At 62.5% G+C, this 651-nt stretch carries 1 protein-coding gene; it reads right to left on the bottom strand.

The features are described from left to right. The coding region (locus PEP31012_RS23500) for a hemagglutinin repeat-containing protein (protein ID WP_150591612.1) at nt 1-651 on the bottom strand (651 nt) is incomplete at both ends.

The following is a 651-nucleotide window of genomic DNA, read 5'->3' as shown; positions in this document are numbered from 1 at the left end:
CATGCTCTGCTGATGCGCGGAACTCTCGCTCGTATCCTGCACGCTGGCGATGTTCAGATCTCCACCCACGCGCGCAATGACCTTGTCGGCATTCACGTTCGCGCCGACGATGTTCGTGTCGCCACCGCTCGCGATTACCGCCGTCTGGCTCGCGTTGATATGCGTGTTGTTTTGGAATTCGGAATCCGAGTTGGCATCGCCGTTCGACTTCGAGAGCGACGCCGACACGCCCCATCCGCTCGTGCCGTAAGACACCCCGATACTGCCGCTCTTCGATTCGTTATCGCTGCGCGACGACTCGGTGTCGGTGCTATGGCTCAGGTTGACTTGATTGTTGGCTTGCAGGAGAACGTCCTTCGCATCGATGTTCGAGCCGATGATGTTGACGTTGCCTTTCCCCGACGCCGCGTCACCGGTCGCGATGAACGCCGCCGTGCCTCCGGCCTTGATGTTGCTCGACACGTTTTGCGCGCTGTCGGACGAAGCCGTCGACTTGCTGCTCGACGACCCCCAACTCAATTCAACCTTCGCCTCAGGCTTGCCGCCGTTGGCGAGCGCATCGAGCGCGCCCTTCCCTTCGCCAAGCGCGCTGACGGCGCCACTGGCCGCCGCGTAACCTCGCAAGGCCGAAACGCGCGCATCGCCGCCGGA

This window comes from Pandoraea eparura (assembly GCF_902459725.1).
Taxonomy (GTDB): domain Bacteria; phylum Pseudomonadota; class Gammaproteobacteria; order Burkholderiales; family Burkholderiaceae; genus Pandoraea; species Pandoraea eparura.
This window is presented reverse-complemented; position numbering and strand designations above follow the sequence as displayed.